Origin of the sequence: Paenirhodobacter hankyongi (assembly GCF_003664585.1) — a bacterium.
Lineage (GTDB): Bacteria > Pseudomonadota > Alphaproteobacteria > Rhodobacterales > Rhodobacteraceae > Rhodobacter > Rhodobacter hankyongi.
Genome location: NZ_RCHI01000024.1, coordinates 14,331 through 30,934 on the forward strand (window position 1 = coordinate 14,331; position 16,604 = coordinate 30,934).

Here is a 16,604-nt window from a genome sequence, read left to right on the forward strand (position 1 = left end):
GTTACAGTCCGAGGCGATAGGCGAGGCTGACCGTTGCCGCGCCCAGAAGCAAGAGCAGCAAGGCATAGGGCAGGTTCCAGCGATGCGCGATCCGGCGCGAGGAGGTGGCGCAGAACCGTCCGGCAATCAGCGTCATCGCGCTGATCGGCGAGACGCAGATCGCCAGGCCCCAGCCGATGCAGAGCGCGAGGCCAAGCGCAACCGGATGCTCGAGGCCGAGCGGCGTGTGCCCGAGCAGCTGTGCCCCCATCACCACGACGATCGAATTCGGCAGGTAGACCGCTGCCGCGGCGGGCACGGCGACGAGGCAGGCGAGCGCGAGCGGCAACCCGGCAAAGCGGCTTCCGGCGAGCGCTTCCCACAGCGGCGAGGCCTGCAGCGCCAGCGACAGCACCGCGCCGATCACATTGGCCGACAGGAAGATCGCGCTTTCCGAACGCAGGTCGGCCAGCGCCGCCAGTGCTTGACCAAGCCGCGTGCCGAAGCCGTCCGCGGCATGGCGGCTTTCAAGCGCCAGCCAGATCAGCGCGAAGACCGGCAGCACGGTGACCGAGGCGATGGTGAAGCCGACGCCAAGCCCGATATGGATCGCCCAGGTGGCGCCGAGCAGCCCGGCCGAGATCGCCAGCGTGACGGCAAGCGCCGCGCCCGAGCCTTGCAGATCCGCGGCGGGGGCGGCGTCACGCGGCATCCGCGCCTCGGCCGGCAGCAGCGGCCAGAGCGCGCCGATCGCCACCGCGACGGCCGAGAACAGGAAGGCTGCGCCGACAAGCCGCAGCGGCTCGAGCGCGGGCAGCCCGGCGCTGACGATGGCAAAGCCCAGCCCGATCGGCGACCAGATCGAGACCAGCGCCGCGCCGCGCATCGCCGCCATCACCATCGCGCGCCGCGCCGGGTCGCGGCTGACGTCGCGGCCGTCGCGCGGCTGGGTCAGGTCGCCGATCATCGCGATGATGCCGACGTTGAACATCAGGCTCATGAAATGCGCACCGGCAAACAGCGCGGCAAAGCGGCGCCGCGGCGGGAAGGCGAGCAGGTATTCGGTCGCGGCGAGCGTGGTCTCGGCACGCCGCACCGGCTGGCGCAGCAGGCCCAGAACCATCATCAGCGCGGCAAAGCCGGTGCCCTGCACCAGCGCCGAGGCGAGCAGCCCCGGTGCCGTGGCGGGCGCCACCGCCAACGCCAGCGCGCCAAGCGCCGTGGCGAGCGCGAAGAAGACGCGCGCGAGCGGGATCAGCCGGCGCCACTGCGTCGCGATCCATACGACGGCCAGCGCCGCCGCCGCCCGCATCGGCCCGAGGTGATGCGAGAACGCGCCGACGACCAGGCACAGCAGCATCGCGATCTGCAGCCAGACCGCGGGCGGCAGGGCGGGCAGGGCAAGGGGGCGCGCGGGGGCGGGGCGTGTCTCGGGGGGCATCGGTCAGGCCTTCCGGCTCAGGGTGGCGCAGGCGTCACGGATCCGGCGCATCGCTTCGGCGAGCTCGGCCGTTCCGGTGGCATAGGAGATCCGGAAGAACGGCGACAGGCCGAAAGCGGCGCCCGGCACCATCGCGACCTGTGCGGTCTCGAGGATCCAGGAACAGAAGTCGCGGTCGGTGGCCAGCACCTCGCCCGTGGGCGTGGTGGCGCCAAGGAGGCCCGCGCAGCTTGCGAAGGCATAGAAGGCGCCCTCGGGCCGGCGGCACGACAGCCCCGGGATCGCGTTCAGCGCCTCGACGACCAGGTCGCGGCGGGCGCGGAAGCTTTCGGCGCGGTCAGTGAGGAAGTCCTGCGGCCCGTTCAGCGCCTCGACCGCCGCCGCCTGCGCGATCGAGCAGGGGTTCGAGGTCGACTGGCTCTGCACCACCGCCATCGCTGCGATCAGCGGTGCGGGGCCGGCACCATAGCCGATCCGCCAGCCGGTCATCGCATAGGCCTTGGAAACCCCGTTCACGATCAGGATGCGGTCGCGCAGCCCGGGCGCCAGCGCTGCGGGCGAGACCGCGCGGAAGCCGTCGTAGACGATATGCTCGTAGATCTCGTCCGACATCAGCCAGACCTGCGGGTGCCGTTCGAGCACCGCCAGAAGCGCGCGCAGCGCCGCCGCGTCATAGGCTGCGCCCGTCGGGTTCGAGGGCGCGTTCAGCATCAGCCAGCGGGTGCGCGGCGTGATCGCCGCCTCGAGCTTTTCGGGCGTCAGGCGGAACCCGTCCGCCTCGCCGCAGGCGATGGTGACGGCGGTGCCGCCGGCGATCTCGACCATCGCGGAATAGGTGGTCCAGTAGGGCATCGGGATGATGACCTCGTCGCCCGGGTCAAGCGTCGCCATCAGCGCGTTGTAGATCACCTGCTTGGCGCCGGCGGCGACTGTGATCTCGTTTTGCGCGAAGTCGAGCCCGTTCTCGCGGCGGAATTTCGCCACCAGCGCCGCCTTCAGCGCCGGCGTGCCGTCGAGCGCGGTGTATTTCGTCTCGCCGGCCAGCATCGCGCGATGTGCCGCCTCGATCACGTTCGGCGGCGTGTCGAAATCGGGCTCGCCCGCGCCGAGCACGATCACGGGCAGGCCCGCGCGTTTCATCTCGGCCGCGCGCGCGCCGATGCGCAGGATCTCCGAGACCTGTTGCGTCGCCAGTCGGCGGGCGCGACGGAAGCCGGTGTTCGGGGTGTCGGGCATGGGCTGACCTCAGACGATGCGGTTGACCAGCGCCTCGTCGCCCGCCCACAGACGGTCGAGGTTGCGCTCGAGGATGCTCAGGACATTGAGCTCGTAGTTGCGGGTCTCGCCCGCCGCATGCGGGGTGAGCACGACATTCGGCAGCGACCAGAGCGGGCTGTCCGCCGGCAGGGGCTCGGTCGCCGTCACGTCAAGTCCGGCGCCGGCGATGCGACCCTCGGTCAGCGCCGCGATCAGCGCCGCCTCGTCGACGCAGCCGCCGCGGGCGACGTTGATGAACTGTGCGGCGGGTTTCATGAGGGCGATTGCCCCGGCATCGATCAGGTTCGCGGTTTCCTCGGTCAGCGGGCAGCTCAGCACGACGACGTCGGCCTCGGGCAGCACCGCCTTCAGGTCATGAAAGCTGCGGATCTCGTCGGCCGCGCCCTTGCCCTTGGCGGGATCGCGACGCAGCCCGATCACCCGCATGTCGAGGGCCTTTGCGATGCGCGCGATGCGGTCGCCGATGCCGCCGGTGCCGACGATCACCATCACCTTGCCCGGCAGTTCGTCCTCGCGCGCCATCGGGTCGGTCTGCTCGGGGCGCCAGATCCTCGCGGACTGGTTGTCGCGGGCGAGCGCAAGGCGGCGGGTGAGCGAGAGCATCAGCCCGATCGCATGTTCGGACACCGCGTTCTTGTTCACCCCCTGACCCGAGGCAAGGCGGATGCCGCGCGCGGCGAAGGCCGCCTTGTCGTACTGGTTCGTGCCCGAGCTGACCGACTGGATGTATTTCAGCTTCGGCGCATGGGCGAGCAGGTCGTTCTGCCACAGGCCGGAGACGACGAGCACATCCGCCTCGGGCAGGGCTGCGGCAAGATCGGCACGGGTCGAGACCTGCGCCGTGGTGATGCCGCTGCCGCGGGCATCGAAGATCGGCTTCATGTCATAGGCGCCGTGGGCGAAAAGGATGTGCAGCCTGTCCTTGGGCGGCAGCAGGGAGGTCATCGTGTCATGCTTGGTCATGGCAATATCCTGATCTCTGGGTGTGAGAGGCCGGGCCGCGGGGAGGGCGGCCTGAGGCGGGGGAAGGGGCGCGGAAGAAACGGGGCTCAGCCGAAGCGGCTGGCCGCGAAGGGGGCGATGTCGATCGGCGGTTCGCGGCCGTCGATCAGCGCAGCGACGATCTCGGCGGTCATCGGCGCGGAGGAAAGGCCGATATGGCCGTGGCCGAAGGCATGGAGGACCTGCGGGCAGCCGCGCGCCGCGCAGATCACCGGCTTGCCGTCCGGGGTGGAGGGGCGGTTGCCCTGCCAGCGCCGCGCGCTGCGGTCGGTCTCGGGCCGGTCAAGCCCGGGCCAGGTGCGCTTGAGGTGGCCAAGCAGGATGTCGGCGCGGCGCCAGTCGGGGGCGGCATCGTCCGAGGCAAGCTCGACCTGACCCGAGGCGCGCAACCCGCCGGTGGTCATCACATTCGCCATCTTGCCGTCCTGCGGCATCACCGGGACCGCAAGATCGACGGCGGGATCGGCGATCTCGACGTAATAGCCGCGCTCGCTTTCCATCGGGATGCGCTCGCCCGCCGCCCGGGCGAGCCGCTTCGAGCGTACGCCCGAGGCGATCACCGCCATGTCGCAGGGGATCTCTCCTGCGGCGGTGCGCACCGCGCGCAGCCGGCCGTTCTCGATCGCAAGGCCGGTGGCCGCGGTGGCGCGCAGGGTCGCGCCGCCGCGCAGGGCCGCGTCGACGAGCGCCGCGACATAGCCGCCCGGATCGGTGCAATGCCCGCCCTCGGTCAGCTCGATCGCGAAGTGATAGGTGGGGGCGAGCGCCGGCAGGCGCCGGTGCAGCTCGGCCGCGTCAAGCGCGCGCATCTGCACGCCGAACTTGCGCCGCAGGCCCCAGCTGAGGGCCTCGGTCTCGAAGGCGGCGCGGTCGGCAAAGGCATAGATCAGCCCGTCGCGGCGGATCAGGTCGGGCCGGCCGATCGCCTCGGCCTGCGCGGCATGGCGGGCGGGGGCGTCGCGCAGAAGCTGCGACAGGGCGGCGGCGGTGCGCTCGACCCGGGCCGCGGTGACGCCCGAGAGCAGGAAGCGCCACAGCCAGGGCAGCAGCCGCGGCAGGTGACGCCAGCGGATCGTCAGCGCGCCGGTCGGGTCGAGCAGATAGCCCGGCACCTGCTTCCACAGCCCCGGGCCCGACATCGGGATGATCGAGGCGGGGCTGAGGAAGGCGCCGTTGCCGTGGCTGGCGGCCTGGGACCCGCCGGGCGTGCCCGGCTCGATCAGGGTGACGCGGTGCCCCTCCTGCACGAGGCGGAGCGCGGTCGTGGCGCCGATGATGCCCGCGCCGATGACGACGACGTGTTTCGAGTTTGCAGCCATGGCGCAAACCTCTCCGTGCTGGAATGATTTTCCCGCATGGCGGGCTGCGGCGCGCCGGGGCCGTCGGGGCCCGGAACGCAGCGCCATGCCGGAAGATCATCGTGTATTTCTTGCGCCGTGCCCATCTCTTGGGCGTTGGCGAGCGGTGTTTTCCTGCCTCAGTCATGGCAGTGCGCCGCCCTGCTGAAAACTCTTGAAATCGTCACTCTGTCATGAGTTTTTGTCATGAGGAGGCCGTGATGCGCAGATTCCTTCCGTCCCTTTCCGCCCTGCTGGCCTTCGAGTCGGCCGGCCGCCATGGCAGCTTCACCAAGGCCGCCGAGGATCTGGCGATCACCCAGAGCGGGGTCAGCCGGCAGATCGGCAATCTCGAGACCTTCCTCGGCGTGCGGCTGTTCGAGCGGATCGGCTCGCGCATCGTGCTGACCAATGCCGGCGGCGCCTATCTGAAAGAGATCTCGCGGCTTCTCGACGAGATCGAGCGCGCCTCGATCGACACGGTGCGCGGCCGCAAGCTTGATGACCGGCTGCTGATCTGCGCCCATCCGACGCTGTCCTCGCGCTGGCTGACGCCGCGGCTGCAGGGCTTTCTCACCGCCCACCCGGCGGTGATGATCGAGATCACCACCGCGACGCAGGGGCTCGACTTCGAGGCGACCGAGGTCGACATCGCGATCCTGCGCGGGCGCGGCTCGTGGCGCGGCGCGATCTCCTATGAGCTCTTCAAGGAAGAGATCGCCGTCGTCGCCTCGCCCCGGCTGATCCCGCGCGGCGAGACCCCGGCGACGCTTGATTTCGGCGCGACCCCGACATTGCAGAACGCCAGCCGCTCGGACCTGTGGCTGACCTGGCTGCGGCAGTCGCGGGTGCCGCATTCGGGCGCGATCCAGGGGCCGCGCCTGCCGCACAGCGAGCTGCTGATCTCGGCCGCGGTGAACGGGCTTGGCCTTGCCGTGGTGCCGGTGCCCTATGTCGAGGCCGAGCTTGCCCGCGGCGAGCTGTGGATGCCCTTCGGCCCGCCGGTGCCGACCGAGGACAGCTATTGGGTCGTCTATCCCGAGCATCGCAGCGACAATGCCGCGGCGATGCAGTTCCGCAGCTGGCTGCAGCGCCACGCTCGCCGCCCGGCCGGGGGCGAGCGTGGTTGAGCGTGGACGCGAAAGTGATCTGACAGCGGCGGCGCGATCGGCTAAGCTTGCGGCATGTCGTTCGTGTCCGCCCTTCTGCGCCTCGTGATCGTCGCGGTTTTCGCGGCGGGGCTTGGCCTGCCCGCGGCACCTGCGACGGCAGCCCCGATGCCGATGCCGATGCCGGCGATGGCGCAGATGCACGCGGCCCATCATGCTCTGCCCGATGCGGCGCCGATGCCGGCCGACGAAAGCTGCCGGGCGCATTGCCTGGGCGTCAGCGTGCTGGTGGTGCCGGCGATGCCCATCCCGCATGCCGTGCGCGTCGTGCCGCTGCATGTGGTGGCGCTGGTCGAGACCGCGCCCTCGCTCTGGCCCCTGCCCGAGGGGCATCCGCCCCGCGTCTGATCCTCCGTCCCGACCCTCGTCGACACTTTTCCCGGAGATCATCATGACCCGACTTTCCCGCCGCGGCTTTCTGGCCGCTTCTGCGGCTGCGTCCGCATCGTTTGTGCTGCCCGCGCGCGTGCGCGCCGCCACCGACAGTTTCGCCCTGACCGCCACCACCCGGGTGATCGAGGTGCAGGGCCGCGCCGCCACCGTGATGGGGCTGGTGAACGCGCAAGGCGGCCTTGGCCTGACGCTCGACCCCGGCCAACGCTTCCGCACCGATCTGACGAACGCACTCGAGATCGAGACGATCGTGCACTGGCATGGGCAGATCCCGCCCAATGCCCAGGACGGTGTGCCGAACACCAACCCGATGCTGAAACCGGGCGAAACCCGCGCCTATGATTTCGCGCCGCGCCCCGGCACCTTCTGGATGCACAGCCACATCCCCGAGCAGGAGATCGGCCTGCTGGCCGCGCCGCTGATCGTGCGCCGGCCCGAGGAGGTCGCGGCCGACCGGCAGGAGGTGGTGATGTTCCTGCACGATTTCGCCTTCCGCACGCCGCAGGAGGTGCTGGCCGAGGTGACCGGCGGCACAGCGATCGATCACACCGCCATGGACCATTCGGCGATGCCGATGGGCGGCGGCATGGCGGGGAAGCAGGGCATGGGGGGAATGTCCGGCATGGGCGCAATGTCCGGTATGCAGGGCATGGGTGACATGTCCGCGATGATGCCCGGTGCTGGCGGCATGTCCGGCATGTCCGGCATGGGCGGCATGATGGGCGGCATGGCGATGGACCTGAACGACTTCGACTTCGACGCCTATCTCGCCAATGACCGCACCCTCGACGACCCGGAGGTGATCGCGGTCGAGCGTGGCGGCCGGGTGCGGCTGCGGGTGGTGAACGGCGCCGCAATGACGGCGTTCTGGATCGACCTCGGCGCGGTGACCGGGCGGCTGGTGGCGGTCGATGGCGAGCCGGTGGTGCCGCTCTCGGGCACGCGCTTTGCGGCCGCGCCGGCGCAGCGACTCGACATCGAGCTCGAGCTGCCCGCGGATGGCACGGCGCTGCCGGTCCTTGCCCTGCGCGAGGGCGCGCGCGAGCGCACCGGCATCGTGCTGGCCCCGAAGGGCGCTGCGGTGCCGAAGCTCGCGGGGCTGTCCGAGGCCGATCACCCGCCGGTTTCGGGCGACATGACGCAGGAGCTTGCACTGCGCGCCGCCGCGCCGCTGGCCGCGCGCCCGGTGCAGAACGGGCAGATGGTGATGCTGACGGGATCGATGCAGCCCTATCTGTGGACGATCAACGGCCGGACTTGGGAGAATCGCATTCCGGTCGCGGCGAAGAGCGGCGAGCGGGTCGAGCTAATGTTCCACAACATGTCGATGATGGCGCATCCGATGCACCTGCACGGTCATGTCTTCCAGGTGGTCGAGGTGAACGGCACCCGCTTCGCGGGGGCGCTGCGCGACACCGTGCATGTGCCGGCGATGGGCAGCGTGACGATTGCCTTCGATGCCGGCGAGGCCGCGCCCTGGATGCTGCATTGCCATCACATGGGGCATCTGGCGAGCGGGATGATGACGGAACTCGCCGTCTCGGCCTGACACGAAAGGGGCCGTCCCGGCGACGGGGCGGCCCTTTTTCTTTGCACGGCTCAGGCGGCGCGGGCAAGCGGCGCGGGTTCGAGCGTCACGCGGTTGCCCCAGGGGTCGGCAAAGGCCGCGCCCGCGGGCCCCGCGCCGGGCGCGACGCTCAGCACCAGTTCCGCCAGCCCCGCCGTGCCCTCGGCCCGTGCGCCCGCCCCGGCGCTGCGCCAGGTGTTGGTCGCGAGGTGGTGGTGATAGCCGCCCGTGGCATAGAAGGTGGCGCCCGGGCTGCGTTCGGTCACGTCGAAGCCGAGGGTGCCGGCATAGAAGGCCTCGGCCGCGGCCAGATCGCCGACCTGAAGATGCACATGGCCGATCACCGTGCCTTCGGGCGCGTCCCGCCAGTCGCCGGGCGCGGCCTGCATCAGCCCCTGCACGTCGAGCGGGAGGGAGGTCATCTTCACCCGCGTGCCGTCGGTCTGCCACTCGGCCCGCGGCCGGTCGGCATAGATCTCGATGCCGTTGCCCTCGGGGTCGCGCAGATAGGCGGCCTCGCTCACGAGGTGGTTCGAGGCGCCGTCGATCCGCAGCCCGCGCCCGATCGCAGCCCGCATCCAGCGGCCGAGGTCGGCGCGCTCGGGCAGCAGGAAGGCGGTGTGAAAGAGGCCCGCCCCGCGCGGGGCAGAGATGGCAGCCGGGTCGTGGCGCAGCTCGAGAAGTGGCGTCGATCCGATCCCGAGCACCAGGCTCTCGCCGTCGCGGCGCAGCGCCGCAAGGCCGATCGCGGTCTGGTAGAAATCGCCGACCCGGTCGAGGTCGCGCACCGTCAGCGCCACGCGGTTGACGGTCATCGGGGCATCATTGCTGGCCATGGTCCTGTCTCCTGTGTCGGGATGGAAGAAGGGGCCGGGCGTGTCGCCCGGCCGGGCATCAGAGGGTTCGGGCGGTCAGGCCAGGGTGAAGGCGAGGAAGCCGCCACCGATCAGCGCCTGAACGAAGAGGGCGAGCCCCCAGAAGGCCGGGTATTCCCAACCGCCGTTGGGGTTGGTGAACCAGAAGCCGTTCTTGCGGTGGCCGAACCAGGCGGCGCCCAGGATCACCGGGATCATCACCAGCGCCACGAGGCTGGTCTCGAAGCCGACGATCAGCGCGATGCCACCCAGCACCTCGGCCGCCATCGTCGCATAGGCGAACCAGCCGGGCAGGCCGAGCGAGCGGAAATAGCCTGCGGCGCCCGCGGGGGTGAAGACGAAGATCTTCAGCCAGGCATGCGCCAGGAAGAGCCCGCCGAGGCTGACGCGCAGCACCAGCGCGGCGAGAGCGATGGCCTCGGCCGAGCCGAAACCGAAAGTCGAGAGAAGCGAAGTCATGATCCGTATCCTTGTCCGTGTCGGCGGCCGCCGTGGCCGTCCCTGTGATGGGGAAGAGATAGCGCCTTGCATCACGGCACAGAATGGGCATTATCATTCAATCAATTTCGCCATTTTAGAGATAATCTGAATGGATCTGCTCGACGGCATCCGCACCTTCGTCGCCGTGGCCGAGAGCGGCTCGTTCACCGCCGCGGCGGCGCGGCTGGGCATCACCAACAAGGTGGCGAGCAAATACGTCGCGGCGCTCGAGGAGCGGCTGGGCCACACGTTGCTCTACCGCACCACGCGGGCGGTCTCGCTGACCGATGACGGGGCGCGCTGGCTGCCCTTTGCGCGGGCCGCGATCGATGCGGTCGAGGCGGCGCAGGGCGCCTTGCAGGAGCCGGGCGAGGGGCTGACCGGGCGGCTGCGGCTGGCCTGCGGCACGACGCTGGGGGAACTCGTGGTGGCCGACACGGTGCGCGCCTTCCTGGCCGAGCATCCGGGGATGCGGGTCGAGATGGTGATGTCGGACGGGCTGACCGACCTTGCCGCGGGCGGTTTCGACATGGCGGTGCGCATCGGCATCCCGCTCGATTCCAGCCTGCGGATGCAGAAGGTGGGCGAGACCGTGCTGCGTGTCGCGGCGAGCCCCGCCTATCTCGCGCAGGCGGGCGTGCCGCTGCATCCGGCCGACCTCGCCCAGGGCCATCGCGCGCTTCTCGACCTGAACGAGGCGCGCCCGGGCCGGTGGGGCTTCGAGACGCCCGAGGGGCCGGTGACGATGACCCTGCCGGGCAGCCTTGCGGTGAACAGCGCGGCGATCACCATCCGCATGGCCCTGGCGGGCGACGGGCTGGTGCATGCGCCCGACATCTTCCTGGCGCCGCATCTGGCGGCCGGAACGCTGGTCGAGGTGCTGGGGGATTTCGCCGGGCCGGCGCATCCCATTCACCTGCTGACCCTGCCCACGGCCTTTCGTCAGCACAAGACCACCGCCTTCGCCGCGGTGTTGCGCCGCCGGCTTGCCGCGCTCTAGCGGCCGCGCAGGCGGTCGCGCAGCAGGAAGGCGGCGGTGGCGATCTCGGCCCCCGCCCGCCAGAAGCGCTGAAGCGGCATCGGCGTGATCCGCGGCCGCACCGGCAGGTCGATCCGGGCGTGGCCGCCGCTGGCGATGCGGGTGGCGATCGCCGCGCCCGCCACCGTCGCCATCGCCACGCCGCGGCCGTTATAGCCCAGCATCAGGTGCACGCCCGGCTCGGGCGCGATCAGATGCGGGAAATGGTCGGCGGTGACGGCCACCTGGCCATGCCAGCGGAAGGGCCAGTCGAGCCCCTTCAGCGCCGGCCAGCGCGCCTCGGCATGGCGGGCGAGGTGGCGATAGTCGGCGGCGCTGCGGGCGTCGCGCTGCGGCCCGCGGCCGCCGATCAGCAGCCGCCCGGCCTCGTCGAGCCGGTAATAGACCCCCTCCCAGTCGGCCTCGTACAGCGCCGATCCCGCCGGCATCACGGCGCGCCGCAGCGCCTCGGGCAGCGGGTCGGTGGCGGCGATATAGGTGTAGACCGGCGCGATCACCCGCTTCAGCCCGGGCCAGAGATCGCCGGTATAGCCGTTGGTGGCAATCACCAGCTCGGGCGCCAGCACCGCGCCCTGTGCCGTGCGCACCCGCCACAGCCCGCCTTCGCGGGCGACGGCAAGGGCGGGGCTCTCGCCATGCAGCCGGGCGCCGGCGCGCTGCGCGGCAAGGGCAAGGCCGCGGGTATAGGCGAGCGGGTTCAGATGCCCGCCGCGCGGATCAAGCGCCCCGGCGCGGTAGAAGTCGCTGCCGGTCGCGGCCCGCATCTGCGCACCATCAAGCAGCCGCACCGCCCCGCCGCGCGCCGCGCTTTGCCGGACAAGTTCACGCAGCTCGGCCACCCCCGCGGCATCGACCGCGGCGCGGATCGTGCCGGTGCGGGCGGGGGCGCAGTCGATGCCGTGCTTGTCGATCAGGTCAAAGACCACCCCGGGCGCGCGATGCGCCAGCGCCACCATGCGCCCGCCCAGATCCTTGCCCCACCGCGCCTCGACCGCGTCGGGCAGCAGTTTCAGCCCCGGGTTCACCTGCCCGCCATTGCGCCCCGAACAGCCATTGCCGATCGCCCGGGCCTCGAGCAGCGTGGCGGACAGTCCCGCCTCGGCCAGATGCAGCGCGCTCGACAGCCCGGTCAGGCCGCCGCCGACGATCGCCACATCGGCGCGGGTCTCGCCGGCAAGCGGCGGGGCGTTGACCTGTGGCTTGGCGGTGGTGGTGTAGAGGGGGCGGAAAGCGTCGGGCATCGGCGGGCTCCGGGGCAGGGGAGCCCCAGATCTGCCCCGGCGCGGCGTCGCCGTCCAGCCCGATCGGGGCTCAGCCGCGGGCGCTGAACTCGAAGGAGAAGCGCGCGGGCGTCTCGGGCGGCGGCGGGAAGGGCGCGGCGCGGCGGATATGGTCGAGTGCTGCGGCATCAAGCGGTGCCGAGCCCGAGCTGCGCAGGATCGTGACCCGCGCCAGTCCGCCGCCCGGAGCGATCTCGAAGCCGACCAGCGCCGTGCCGCGGCCCGAGCCGCGATGCTGCGGCACGGCGCGGATCTTGCGGATCACCGCGGCGGCATAGCGCGCGGGCGAGGCGGCGGTGCCAGAACCGCCGCCCCCCGCCGTGCTCTGCGCCTGCGTGCCGTGGCCGGCCTCGCTGCCCTGTGCGGCGCCGCGGCGCGCGTCGTGATCGGCATTGCCGCGGGCCTGCGCCTTTTGCGGCGCGGCGGCGGCCTTGGCGGGGGCTTTCGGGGCGGGCTTCGGCTTTGCGGCGGGGGTCGGCTGCGGCCGGGGCGCGGGATCGGGCAGGGCGGTCAGGGGCTCGGGCGCGGGCACCGGGGCCTGTGCGGCCGGCACCACGGGATCGAGCGCCTCGGCCACGGGAGAAAGCGCCGTGACGGGCGCGACCGGCTGCGCGCCCTCGGCCGTCTCGGCCGGCGCCACCGGGGCAAGGGTGCCCTGCGCGAGATCGGCAAAGCCGTTGCCGAGAAGCGCGATCTCGGTGCCACCACCGCCGCCGGGCGGCGCCTCGCTCAGGCCCGGGGCCGAGCCTGCCAGCACCAGCGCGTGGACCGCGCCCGACAGCAGCAGCGCCGCAACCGCCACCGTGCGGCCAAGGATGAATCTGCGGGTCATTCCTTCCCCTCCCGTTCGGCGAGAATGCGCACTTCCTGCGCCCCTGCGGCGCGCAGCGCGCGGGCGAGCGCCACCAGTGCCGCGGCGGGGGCGGCGCGGTCGGGCAGGATCCGCGCGGTGCCGGCACTTTCGGCGGGCAGGGTGGCGACGAAGCCTGCCGCATCTGCCACCCCCTCGGGCCAGAGGGGTGTGCCCTCGGCATCGAGCGCGACGGTGCCGCGCATCGGGGCCGGGTCGCCGCCCGTCAGATGCGCCAGCTGCAGCCCGGCGGGCGGGCGCGCGCCGATCGCGCCGGCGACCAGGAAGAAGGTCAGCAGCAGGAAGACCACGTTGATCAGCGCGATCGTCGGTTCCGAGCGGCGGCGGGCGAAGCGGCGCATCGGCTTACCCCAGCACCTGCACCCGGGCGCCGGGCACGCGGCGCAGGGTGGCGAGAAGATCGGCAAGGCGCTGACTGCTGACGCCGGGGGCCAGTGCGACGAGCAGGCGGGGGGAGGTCTGGCCGGCCAGCGCCTCGGGCAGGGCCTCGGTGTCAAGGGCGCGGCCGTTCAGGCTCAGCCCGTCCTCGCTCAGCCGCACCAGCATCGGCCGCTCGCCCGTCGTGGCCGCCCCCGCGCCGCCGGTCGCCAGCGGCAGCTCGGTGGTGCGGGTGAAGGTGGTGGCGAGCATGAAGAACATCAGCAGAAGGAAGATGACGTCGATCAGCGAGGTCATCGACAGCGGGCGGCGGAGGCGGGGACGGGTGGCCATGGCTCAGCCCTGCACGGCAACCAGCGGGCGGGATGCGGTTTCGGGCGTCTCGGGCAGGGCCGGGCCGCACAGCACCTCGACCATCAGCGCCGCGCCCTGCGCCTCGCGCGCGATGCGGCTTTCGGTCCAGCTGAGAAACAGCGACACCGGCATCGCGATGCCGAGCCCCATCGCCGTGGTCAGCAGCGCGACCCAGATCCCGCCGGCAAGCTGCGACGGGTCGACCGAGGACCCGCCCGCCTGCAGCGTCTGGAACGCCTCGATCATCCCCAGAACCGTGCCGAACAGGCCCAGAAGCGGCGCCGTCTGCACGATCGCGTCAAGAAGGCGCAGCCCGGCCTCGGCGCGCGCGGCATGGGCCTCGGTCTCGGCCTGAAGGCGGGGGCGGAGCGTTTCGGGCGCGCCCGCGGCCATCGCCCGCGCAGCGAGCCGGTCAAGCGCACTGCGCCCCGAGGCGAGGCGGGCCGCCGCGGCGGTGCGCTGGCCTGCCTGCCAGTCGGCGAGCGCCGCGGCAAGCGCCGGATGCGGGCCGACTCGCAGCATGGCCAGATCCCACAGTTTCCACAGCACCGCCGCGCCGGCGATCACCGAGATCGCGAGCAGCAGCGCCACCACCCAGCCCCCGAGGGCCACGAAATCGACGAGCGCCGCATGCGCCGCCGCGAACCATCCGCTCATCCCGTCACCTCCATGCCCGCAACGCGCGAGGCAGGGGCGAGGGCGCCGATGCAGGCCCCCTCCGCCACGCCCTCGCAGCGCGTCGCGCCGTTGATCAGAACCTGCCCGATCGTGCCGCAGTCGGTGCCGGCCAGATCGAACTGCCGCAGCCGCGGCTTGCCCGCCGGCAGATCGCGGAAATCGAGCAGCATCAGCCGCTCGACCTCGCCCGCCTTGGTGAACACCACCGCTTCCAGCACCAGCGCCGAAAGATCGGCGCCAAGCCGGTTCTCGGCCAGGAAGCTCAGCCGGCAGGCCGCGCCCTCGGGCGCGGCACCGGCGAGCGTCAGCCCGAGCCGGGGGGCGTCTTGCGCGGCAACCGGGGTCGCCGCCGCGCAACAGGCCGCAAGGAACGCTGCCCTTACCACGTGATCGCCTTCGCCAGCGACAGCTTGACGTTGCGCCCGGGCGCGTTGTCGAGCGACAGGTTGTTGCGATAGTCGCGGTCGAAGACGTTCTCGACCGCGAGGTTGACCTCGACCCCCGCAAGCGCGCCATCCTGCGGTGCCCAGGTGACGAAGAGGTCATGCACCGCAAAGCCGGTGCCCGAGGTCGTGCTCGAGGCGGTGGTGATCCCCGAGAAGCCCTGCACCCGCCAGCCGGCGCGGATGCCCTGATTCTGGAACTTGGCGCCCAGCGTCAGCGCGATGTTCTCGGCCGGCGTGTCGGTCAGGGTCTTGCCCGTCGCGTCATCCTTCGACTTCACCTTGGAATAGGCGAGCTGGCTGAACCAGCGCTCGGCCTCATAGGCGGCCTCGATCTCGCCGCCCCAGATCTTCGCCGAGTCGATGTTGTGGAAATAGGGCACATTGACCGAGCCCGAGGGGTTCGCCGCGATCAGGTCGGTGAGGTCGTTGTGGAAGAGCGTCGCCTTCGCGGTCAGGCTGTCGCCTTCGCTGAGCAGGCCCTGGGTCTGATAGGTCAGGCCCGCCTCGATCGTGGTCGCCTTTTCCTTGTCGAGGTTGAGGCTCGGGGTGCGGCCGGCGCTGCCGCGGCCATCGCTCTGGTAGAGCTCGTCAAGCGTCGGCATCCGCTCGGTACGGGCGAGCGAGCCGAAGACGCCCCAGCTGTCGTTCAGCTCGTAAAGTGCGGCGATCTTCGGCGAGACGGCGGTGCCGCTCTGATCGGTGCCGCCGGCGGCCGCGGCCGCGCTGTCGGGGCTCAGCCAGCTGCGGTCGGCGCGCAGGCCCGGGGTGATCGTCAGCCGGTCGTTCCAGACGAATTCGCCCTGCACATAGAGGCCGAGCTTGTCCTCGGTGCCGCCCGGGTGGAAGGCCAGCGCGCCGAGCGAGGAGGTGGCGAAGCGGTTCTGATGCGAGAGCTGCGCGCCGAGGGTGACATAGTTCTCCCAGGCGCCGCGGCTCATCTCGATGGTGTTCTCGACCTTGAGCGCCGTCGTCTCGTAGCTTGCGGTGTTCGGACAGAGCACCTGATAGCTGCCGGGCGAGCAATAGGCGCCGAGCGAGAAGTTGTCGCGCTCGGTCGAGGTCTTCGAATAGCTGAGCGTGGCGTTCAGGTTCAGCCAGGGATTGCCCGCGCCCTCGTGCGCATAGGTCAGCGCCACGGTGTCGTCGATCGCGTGCAGGTCCGAGGTGCCGAAATAGCTGGCCACCGCGCCGCCGGTCTGCGCCACCGCGGCCTTGTCGAGGTCGCTGTCGGTGCGCGACAGGCTGAAGGTCAGGCGCTGGTCCCCCGCCTCGCCGAAGTGGTAGTTGCCCTTGATCAGCCCCGACCAGCGCTCGCCCGCCGTCGCCTGGATGGTGTCGCCGGCGCCGTCCTTCATGTCGCCCGAGTTGCCGGTCGAGAAGCTGGCGAGCAGGTCGGCGTTCGCACCGAGCTTCTGCGCCAGCGTCACGGTGCCGACGGTGCCGTCGCCGTTGCTGTCATAGCTGCCCTTGAAGCGCACCGCGCCGGTCTGGCCCTCGGGGATGAAATCGGTGGCGTCCTTGGTGGTGAAGTTCACCACGCCGCCGATCGCGCCCGAGCCGTAGAGGGTCGAGGACGCCGGTCCGCGCAGCACCTCGACGCGCTTGTAGAGCTCGGGGTCGCCGAAGAACGAGCCGGTGCGATACTGTTCGAAGAACTTCACCGCGCCGTCGACGGTGACGATGATCCGGTTCTGGCTCGAGGTCTGCTCGGCATTGCCGATGCCGCGGATGTTGAAGGCCTGACCAAGGGCGCGCGCCGAGGCGCCCGCCGCCTGCACGCCCGGCACATTGGCGAAGAGGTCGCCGATGCTGCGCGGCTGTTCGCGGTCGAGGTCCTGCTGATCGAGCACGGTCACCGCCTGCGGCGTGTCGATCGCCACTTTCGGCGTGCCCCAGCCGAAGACCAGCCGGCCGAGCAGGGTGAAGGCGCTTTCCGCCTCCTGCGCGGCCAGTGCTCCGGGCTGCGCCGCGATCAGCGCGGCGGTGGTGACGGTGAGCAGAAGGTGCCCGCGACGGGCGGAAGGCAAGCGTGCCATG

At 71.4% G+C, this 16,604-nt stretch carries 17 protein-coding genes; 4 read left to right on the forward strand and 13 right to left on the reverse strand.

Going from position 1 to position 16,604, the window contains the following annotated elements; all coding sequences use genetic code 11:
• Position 1: 1 nt before the first annotated feature.
• From DYS74_RS17165 to DYS74_RS17180, 4 genes are all read right to left on the reverse strand, one after another.
• Positions 2-1,420, reverse strand: a complete 1,419-nt coding sequence (locus DYS74_RS17165) for a hypothetical protein (RefSeq protein ID WP_121534890.1) — start codon at positions 1,418-1,420, stop codon at positions 2-4.
• A 3-nt stretch (positions 1,421-1,423) separates the two neighbouring features.
• Positions 1,424-2,656 (reverse strand): pyridoxal phosphate-dependent aminotransferase, encoded by a 1,233-nt coding sequence (locus DYS74_RS17170; RefSeq protein ID WP_121534891.1) that lies wholly within the window; start codon positions 2,654-2,656, stop codon positions 1,424-1,426.
• A gap of 9 nt (positions 2,657-2,665) precedes the next feature.
• Positions 2,666-3,661 carry a D-2-hydroxyacid dehydrogenase gene (locus DYS74_RS17175; protein WP_220668872.1) on the reverse strand — a complete coding sequence of 332 codons (996 nt, stop codon included), beginning with the start codon at positions 3,659-3,661 and terminating at the stop codon, positions 2,666-2,668.
• 86 nt (positions 3,662-3,747) lie between these two features.
• Complete coding sequence (locus DYS74_RS17180) at positions 3,748-5,019, reverse strand: NAD(P)/FAD-dependent oxidoreductase (protein ID WP_121534892.1); 1,272 nt, start codon at positions 5,017-5,019, stop codon at positions 3,748-3,750.
• Between the two features lie 239 nt (positions 5,020-5,258).
• On the opposite strand from DYS74_RS17180, the gene DYS74_RS17185 reads away from it, so the two are divergent.
• The 3 genes from DYS74_RS17185 to DYS74_RS17195 are packed head-to-tail and all read left to right on the forward strand — an operon-like array spanning position 5,259 to position 8,148.
• The gene (locus DYS74_RS17185; RefSeq protein WP_121534893.1) at positions 5,259-6,167 is read left to right on the forward strand and encodes a LysR substrate-binding domain-containing protein; all 909 of its coding nucleotides are present in this window, start codon (positions 5,259-5,261) and stop codon (positions 6,165-6,167) included.
• 54 nt (positions 6,168-6,221) lie between these two features.
• A complete protein-coding gene (locus DYS74_RS17190; protein WP_121534894.1) occupies positions 6,222-6,554 on the forward strand; it encodes a hypothetical protein in 333 nt (110 codons plus the stop codon).
• A gap of 43 nt (positions 6,555-6,597) precedes the next feature.
• Positions 6,598-8,148: a multicopper oxidase family protein gene (locus DYS74_RS17195; RefSeq protein WP_121534895.1), complete on the forward strand. Its 1,551-nt coding sequence runs from the start codon at positions 6,598-6,600 to the stop codon at positions 8,146-8,148.
• A 50-nt stretch (positions 8,149-8,198) separates the two neighbouring features.
• Here the strand turns inward: DYS74_RS17195 and DYS74_RS17200 are convergent, their stop codons facing one another.
• Positions 8,199-9,002 carry a VOC family protein gene (locus DYS74_RS17200; protein WP_121534896.1) on the reverse strand — a complete coding sequence of 268 codons (804 nt, stop codon included), beginning with the start codon at positions 9,000-9,002 and terminating at the stop codon, positions 8,199-8,201.
• 75 nt (positions 9,003-9,077) lie between these two features.
• Complete coding sequence (locus DYS74_RS17205) at positions 9,078-9,500, reverse strand: DoxX family protein (protein WP_121534897.1); 423 nt, start codon at positions 9,498-9,500, stop codon at positions 9,078-9,080.
• Positions 9,501-9,630: 130 nt separating this feature from the next.
• On the opposite strand from DYS74_RS17205, the gene DYS74_RS17210 reads away from it, so the two are divergent.
• Entirely contained in the window at positions 9,631-10,521 is an 891-nt protein-coding gene (locus DYS74_RS17210; protein WP_121534898.1) for a LysR family transcriptional regulator, read from the forward strand.
• Here the strand turns inward: DYS74_RS17210 and DYS74_RS17215 are convergent.
• The 7 genes from DYS74_RS17215 to DYS74_RS17245 all read right to left on the reverse strand — a co-directional run bounded on the left by DYS74_RS17215 (position 10,518) and on the right by DYS74_RS17245 (position 16,603).
• On the reverse strand, positions 10,518-11,801 hold the full coding sequence (locus DYS74_RS17215; protein ID WP_121534899.1) for an NAD(P)/FAD-dependent oxidoreductase: 1,284 nt from the start codon (positions 11,799-11,801) through the stop codon (positions 10,518-10,520). The genes DYS74_RS17210 and DYS74_RS17215 overlap by 4 nt on opposite strands.
• A gap of 70 nt (positions 11,802-11,871) precedes the next feature.
• The gene (locus DYS74_RS17220) at positions 11,872-12,672 is read right to left on the reverse strand and encodes an energy transducer TonB family protein (protein ID WP_121534900.1); all 801 of its coding nucleotides are present in this window, start codon (positions 12,670-12,672) and stop codon (positions 11,872-11,874) included.
• Positions 12,669-13,052: an ExbD/TolR family protein gene (locus DYS74_RS17225; protein WP_121534901.1), complete on the reverse strand. Its 384-nt coding sequence runs from the start codon at positions 13,050-13,052 to the stop codon at positions 12,669-12,671. Before DYS74_RS17225 ends, DYS74_RS17220 begins: the two co-directional genes overlap by 4 nt.
• A 4-nt stretch (positions 13,053-13,056) precedes the next feature.
• Positions 13,057-13,422, reverse strand: a complete 366-nt coding sequence (locus DYS74_RS17230) for an ExbD/TolR family protein (protein WP_245965324.1) — start codon at positions 13,420-13,422, stop codon at positions 13,057-13,059.
• 3 nt (positions 13,423-13,425) lie between these two features.
• A complete protein-coding gene (locus DYS74_RS17235) occupies positions 13,426-14,100 on the reverse strand; it encodes a MotA/TolQ/ExbB proton channel family protein (protein ID WP_121534902.1) in 675 nt (224 codons plus the stop codon).
• Positions 14,097-14,507, reverse strand: a complete 411-nt coding sequence (locus DYS74_RS17240; protein ID WP_121534903.1) for a hypothetical protein — start codon at positions 14,505-14,507, stop codon at positions 14,097-14,099. The genes DYS74_RS17235 and DYS74_RS17240 overlap by 4 nt, the downstream gene beginning before the upstream one ends.
• Positions 14,501-16,603 carry a TonB-dependent receptor domain-containing protein gene (locus DYS74_RS17245; RefSeq protein ID WP_121534904.1) on the reverse strand — a complete coding sequence of 701 codons (2,103 nt, stop codon included), beginning with the start codon at positions 16,601-16,603 and terminating at the stop codon, positions 14,501-14,503. Before DYS74_RS17245 ends, DYS74_RS17240 begins: the two co-directional genes overlap by 7 nt.
• Between the last annotated feature and the right edge of the window lies 1 nt (position 16,604).

What these genes read in the sequence shown, in the direction of transcription:
- DYS74_RS17170 (WP_121534891.1), bottom strand. Translation starts at nt 2,656, where the DNA reads ATGCCCGACACCCCGAACACCGGCTTCCGTCGCGCCCGCCGACTGGCG.
- DYS74_RS17165 (WP_121534890.1), bottom strand. Translation starts at nt 1,420, where the DNA reads ATGCCCCCCGAGACACGCCCCGCCCCCGCGCGCCCCCTTGCCCTGCCC.
- DYS74_RS17180 (WP_121534892.1), bottom strand. Translation starts at nt 5,019, where the DNA reads ATGGCTGCAAACTCGAAACACGTCGTCGTCATCGGCGCGGGCATCATC.
- DYS74_RS17200 (WP_121534896.1), bottom strand. Translation starts at nt 9,002, where the DNA reads ATGGCCAGCAATGATGCCCCGATGACCGTCAACCGCGTGGCGCTGACG.
- DYS74_RS17210 (WP_121534898.1), top strand. Translation starts at nt 9,631, where the DNA reads ATGGATCTGCTCGACGGCATCCGCACCTTCGTCGCCGTGGCCGAGAGC.
- DYS74_RS17205 (WP_121534897.1), bottom strand. Translation starts at nt 9,500, where the DNA reads ATGACTTCGCTTCTCTCGACTTTCGGTTTCGGCTCGGCCGAGGCCATC.
- DYS74_RS17235 (WP_121534902.1), bottom strand. Translation starts at nt 14,100, where the DNA reads ATGAGCGGATGGTTCGCGGCGGCGCATGCGGCGCTCGTCGATTTCGTG.
- DYS74_RS17185 (WP_121534893.1), top strand. Translation starts at nt 5,259, where the DNA reads ATGCGCAGATTCCTTCCGTCCCTTTCCGCCCTGCTGGCCTTCGAGTCG.
- DYS74_RS17215 (WP_121534899.1), bottom strand. Translation starts at nt 11,801, where the DNA reads ATGCCCGACGCTTTCCGCCCCCTCTACACCACCACCGCCAAGCCACAG.
- DYS74_RS17195 (WP_121534895.1), top strand. Translation starts at nt 6,598, where the DNA reads ATGACCCGACTTTCCCGCCGCGGCTTTCTGGCCGCTTCTGCGGCTGCG.
- DYS74_RS17175 (WP_220668872.1), bottom strand. Translation starts at nt 3,661, where the DNA reads ATGACCAAGCATGACACGATGACCTCCCTGCTGCCGCCCAAGGACAGG.
- DYS74_RS17225 (WP_121534901.1), bottom strand. Translation starts at nt 13,052, where the DNA reads ATGCGCCGCTTCGCCCGCCGCCGCTCGGAACCGACGATCGCGCTGATC.
- DYS74_RS17190 (WP_121534894.1), top strand. Translation starts at nt 6,222, where the DNA reads ATGTCGTTCGTGTCCGCCCTTCTGCGCCTCGTGATCGTCGCGGTTTTC.
- DYS74_RS17220 (WP_121534900.1), bottom strand. Translation starts at nt 12,672, where the DNA reads ATGACCCGCAGATTCATCCTTGGCCGCACGGTGGCGGTTGCGGCGCTG.
- DYS74_RS17230 (WP_245965324.1), bottom strand. Translation starts at nt 13,422, where the DNA reads ATGGCCACCCGTCCCCGCCTCCGCCGCCCGCTGTCGATGACCTCGCTG.
- DYS74_RS17245 (WP_121534904.1), bottom strand. Translation starts at nt 16,603, where the DNA reads ATGGCACGCTTGCCTTCCGCCCGTCGCGGGCACCTTCTGCTCACCGTC.